A 5493-nucleotide genomic window follows, 5' to 3' on the forward strand; every position below is an offset into this window, starting at 1 on the left:
TGAACCGGGACCTGGTGGTCCTTAATGATGTGAACTCGGGCAATGTGTGGCTGGTGAACCAGAACATGCAGCTGGTGAACAACTGGGACGACGTCATTCCCCCTAAGGAAACCTCGGACGACGCCGACAAGGACTCCGCGGACGAAGTCCAGCAGACAGTCCTCCCGGACCGCACCAAACCCAACAGCCCGCCCGTCGCCCAGCCGGACAGCTACGGCGTCCGGGCCGGAAAAACCACCGTCCTCCCGGTCCTGGATAACGACACGGACCCCGACGGCGACATCCTCACAGTGCGCCGGCCCGACGACATCCGCCTGGGCGCGTTGTCGACGATCTACGGCAGCACAGGGTTCCAGGTCGCCGTGCCCGCAGACAAGACCGGCAGCGAAACGTTCAAATACACGGTGGACGACGGCCGAGGGCTTTCCGCCACCGCCGAAGTCTCGCTGCGCGTTGTCCCGCTGACGGAAAACAAGGCACCGGCGCAAAAGCCGAACCGTGACACCACCATGGTGGTCCAGCAGGGCAAATCGGTCACCCGGAACATCCTTACGGACTGGATCGACCCCGACGGCGACGACCTCTACGCCACGTCGGTCTCCAGTCCCGACCCCCTCGACCAGGTCCGCATCCGCCCCGACGGGCAGCTCTCCTTCCAGGACAGCGGCACATCGCCGGGCCGCAAGGTCCTCACCGTGGGCATCTCCGATGGCCAGGCCACCACCGAAGGCCGGATCACCGTCGACGTCCGCCCCGCCGGGGCCCTCCCGCCCATCGCCAACGCAGACCATGTGGTGGCAGTCGCCGGTGCCCCGACGGTGATCGCACCACTCAAGAACGACATCGACCCCCAAGGCGGCGCGCTCCGCCTCGCGCAGGTGAGTGCTGACGAGCAGTCCAGGGCGGTCATTGGCGCCGACCAGCAGACCTTCAGCTTCACGTCCGACGTTCCGGGAGCGCACTACGTTGAATACCTGGTGACCAACGGGCCCGCCAGTGCAGTGCAACTGGTCAGGGTCGACGTCGTGGCCGGCAACGACGCCGGAGCCCCCGTCGCCGTACGGGACATCGCCCTGCTGCCCACCGGTGGCAGCGTCCTGGTCGATGTGCTCGGCAACGACTCCGATCCCTCCGGCGGTGTCCTGGTAGTCCAGTCGGTGACAGCCGACGATTCGCTGCCGGTCAGCGTGTCCGTCCTGGACCACTCGGTGGTCCGCATTACCGACCTTCGCGCCCAAGGCCAGCTGACGCTGAAGTACACCATTTCCAACGGACGATCTTCCGCTACAGGCGAGATCGCCGTCGTCGTGGTCCCGGCGCCGACGAAACTCCAGGCGCCCCAGGCAAAGCCCGACGAAGCCACCGTCCGGGTCGGGGACGTCGTCTCCATCCCGGTCCTCGACAACGACACAGACCCCAACGGCGGAAAGCTGACCCTCGTGCCCGAGCTCGCCCAGGTTCCGGACGAAGCTGACGGACGGACCTTCGTGGCCGGGGACCAGCTTCGGTTCATCGCGGGGTCCGAGGCCAAAACGGTCTACGCCATCTACAAAGTCCGCAATGAGTCCGGGCAGGTGGACTCCCAACAGGTCACCATCCGCATCCTGGCGCGCGACGACGAACGGAACAGCCGCCCCGAACCGCGCAACCTCACCGGTCGCGTGGTGGCGGGCATGACCGTCAAGATCCCCGTACCCTTGGACGGCATCGATTCTGACGGGGACTCTGTCCAGTTGATCGGTATCGACAAGGCCGCGGGGATGGGTACCGCCGTGGTCCGCGACGGGTACCTCGAATACACCGCAGCCGGTGACGCGGCGGGCACAGACACGTTCACCTACCGAGTCCGTGACCGGATTGGCGCCGAAAACACCGGCACCGTCATTGTGGGCGTTGCACCGCCGGAAGCGATCAACCAGAACCCCATTGCCGTGGACGACGCCGTGGACGTTCGGCCGGGCAGGAACGTCGCCGTAGACGCCCTGGCCAACGACTCGGACCCCGACGGCGACCCCATTTCCCTGCTGACCGACGGGTTCGAAGCCCGGCCGGAGCTGAACGTAGAAGTTGCTGACGGCGCCAAGGTGCTCTTCACCGCCCCGGCAGTGGAAGGCAACGAGAGCATCCGTTACCGCATCCAGGATGACAAGAAGGCCCAGGCCAGCGCCGTGATCCGGGTCCGGGTCAGCGCGGACGCCGAACTGAAGCGACCCATCGCCAAGGACGACAGGGTCACGCTGGCCGAAACCCTGGGTAAGACGGCCATCGACGTACCGGTCCTGAAGAACGACTCCGACCCCGACGGCGTGGCCTCCGAACTGCAGATCAGCCTTCCGGACGCCAACCCCAACGCACGCGTTGGCGGGGCCGGGAACGTGGTGGTCAACCTGACGCCCGAAGACCAGCTGATTCCGTACACGGTGACCGACACCGACGGCCTCACCGCAACGGCCGTGATCTGGGTGCCGGGCCAGGGAGCACAGTACCCAACGCTGTCCAACACCGAAACTGTGGAGGTCATGGCCGGGAAGGACATCACCCTGGACCTGGACGACTACGTCAGGGTGCGGGATGGCCGCCGGCCCAGGATCACCGTGGCCGATTCCGTCAAGGTGCTGGGCGCCGCCCCGGATAACGTGATCATTGGTGAAGGCGAAGGCCTCCGCTACGCTGCGCGGCCCGGTTACGCGGGGCCGGGCTCCATCACCTTCGAAGTCACCGACGGCTCCGGGCCCGACGATCCCGACGGACTGAAGTCGACCCTGGTCATCATGACCAACGTTATCCCGGACCCGGACGAGGCCAACACCCCGCCCACGTTCCGGGGCGCATCCCTGGACATTCCCAAGACGGAAACCGCCACCCTGGACCTTGGCCCCCTCGCAGCCGACGTTGACGAACGGGACCAGGGCAACCTCAAGTTCTCCCTTGAGGGCCCGCCGCCCCCGGGCTTCAGCGCGAAGCTCGACGGCACGGTCCTCAGCGTCAGCGCGGAAAACTCCGTGGGAGTCGGCGTGACGGGCAACATCCAGGCCACCGTGACCGACGGACGCTCGCCCGCGGTGACGGCCACCATCCAGGTGCGGCACGTGGCCTCCAACCGGCCCATGCCCATAGCCAACGACGACGTGGTCGAGAAAGCCAACGCTGGCCGGCCCGAGACGGTCAACGTCCTGGCCAACGACGTCAACCCCTTCAGCGACACGCCCCTGAAGATCGTCGGCACCAGCGTCGAAACCGGCTCCGCCCAGGGCCAGCCCACCATCAACGGCGACTCCCTCACCATCACCCCGGCAGACGGATTCAAAGGCGTCATGGTGGTCCGCTACACCATCGCCGACAAGACCGGTGACCTTTCCCGCCAGGTGGACGGCCGGGTGCGACTCACGGTGCGCAGCGAGCCCGACGCGCCGTCCGCCCCCTCGGCGACCGACGTCCGAAGCCGGACCGCCGTGCTCAAGTGGGCGCCGCCGTCGGACAACGGCGCCGCCATCAGCGAGTACACGGTGGAATCCAACAACGGGTTCCAGCAGAAGTGCCCCACCACCACCTGCACCCTCTCCGGCCTGACCAACAACGTGAAGTACGTCTTCACCGTCAAGGCAACCAACGAGGTGGGGGAGTCGCAGCCGTCACCGCAGTCGAACGAGATCCGGCCCGACGAGAAGCCCTCCCCGCCGGAAGCGCCAAGTGTCAAGGCCGGCGACAAGAACATGGTCATCAACTGGCCCGCCGCCCGGACGGAAGGCTCCCCGGTCAAGCACTACAACCTGGAGATCTCGCCTCCGCCCGCCAACGGCGTCGCCGTCAGAAACGAGGTGGCAGGCCTCAACTACACGTGGACCGGGCTGACCAACGGCGTGAAGTACAAGGTGCGCGCGCAGGCGGTCAACGAGCTGGGGCCCTCCGACTGGGGTACCTATTCCGCCGAAGACAACCCGGCCGGCGTGCCGGCGGCCCCCGCCGCCCCCACCTCCTCCGTGGCGTCGTCAGTGGGAACCCAGAACCAGCTGCGGGTGAGCTGGGCTGAACCCAATACCAACGGTGACGCCATCAGCGCCTACTACGTCACGATGTCCGGCGGCGGCCGGCCGGACCAAACGCAGACCATTCCAGGCACGGTCCGCTCCGCCAACTTCACGGCGGACAACTCCGAAGTGGCGTACACGTTCACCGTGCAGGCGGAGAACAAAGCGGGCAAGGGTGCAGTCAGCCCTCCGTCGGCTCCCCGCCGTGCCACCGGAAAGCTCGGCCAGGTGTCCGGCGTCAACGCCACGCCGGCCAACACCGGCGGTGCCGGCCGGTCGGTCACGGTCGACTTCCGCCGGCTGACGGCAGCTGAACGCAACGGCTCTGCCGAGAACGAGGTCAGCTACAGCTACAACGCCAGCAATGGTGCCAGCGGCCCCATCAGCCCCGGGCAAACCATCGGCGGCTTCGCCAACGGCACCCAGGTGAGCATCACCGTCATTGCCAACTCCACCGTGGCGCCGAGCTCCAACGCGAGCGCCCCGGCGTCGGCAACGCCTTACGGGTCTCCGGGGACGCCGTCCGCTTCAGGACAGGACGGCGGCGTCAATGACCAATCGGTGACCCTGCGGTGGTCGTCCCCGTCCACCGCGACGAACGACGTTGCGAGCACCAAGATCAGGATCAACGGCGGCGGCTGGGAGAACGTGGCAGCTTCCGGGAGCAGGACCATCAACACCGGTGGCTGGCAACAGAGGCGCACCATCGAGGTCCAGACCCTGAATTCCGTGGGAACCGCAAGTGGCATCGCCACTGCGACGGCAACCTCCGGAAAACAAGGGCTCTGGGAGACCACGATGAATCCCGGCGTGGTGGTGCGCTCCTGCAGCTACACGCTTGGCGGATCAAACTACCGGCCCAGTCCCTACAACGACTGCGACCGGGTCGGCGGCAACAACCCTCCTTGGTTCTACTCCGCCGACCAGGGCCGGATCGTGGTCAAGTGCTACATCGACCAGGACGACAACTGGTCCGGCAACGGCATTATCCGCTGGTGGCGGGTCGAGTCGGGCTCCTACCGTAACGTGGGCCGTTATGTCATCGCGGGGCACACCAATCTTCCGGACCCCGCAGGGCTGGGAGCACCCCCATGCTGACACGCCAAATCCATGAAGCCGCAGGTCAGGCGCCGGGGGACAACTGCCCATCGCGGACCCTTGCCCCCTTGGGTAGGCTTGCGCGGGGAACAGAGAGCCCGATACCGGGTTTTTGGGGATTTCGGCCGGGGGGCCGCCACACTACTGAGGGATACATTTCGCTGTGACACGTCTACTGGGGAAACTTGGGCTGAAACGGCGCCACAAGAAGATTGTCACCGGCACCGCATTCGGCGCTGCAGTGGCCGTCGTGGTGACTGGAGCCGTGCTGTATCCGGGGTTCAGGACCACTGAGGTGGATTTGAATGATGGTGGTGTGTGGGTGGTGTCGAAGTCGAAGAATGCTGTGGGGCGGTTGAATTATCCG

General features: G+C 66.3%; 2 protein-coding genes. Both read left to right on the top strand.

Annotated elements, in window-relative coordinates:
* Window positions 1-5126, top strand: a 5126-nt coding sequence (locus AS031_RS19315; protein WP_058269793.1) for an Ig-like domain-containing protein, incomplete at its 5' end; no start/stop codon positions are given.
* Between the two features lie 163 nt (window positions 5127-5289).
* A partial coding sequence (locus tag AS031_RS20240; RefSeq protein ID WP_218918370.1) for a hypothetical protein occupies window positions 5290-5493 on the top strand: 204 nt, incomplete at its 3' end.

Source organism: Pseudarthrobacter enclensis (assembly GCF_001457025.1).
GTDB lineage: Bacteria > Actinomycetota > Actinomycetes > Actinomycetales > Micrococcaceae > Arthrobacter > Arthrobacter enclensis.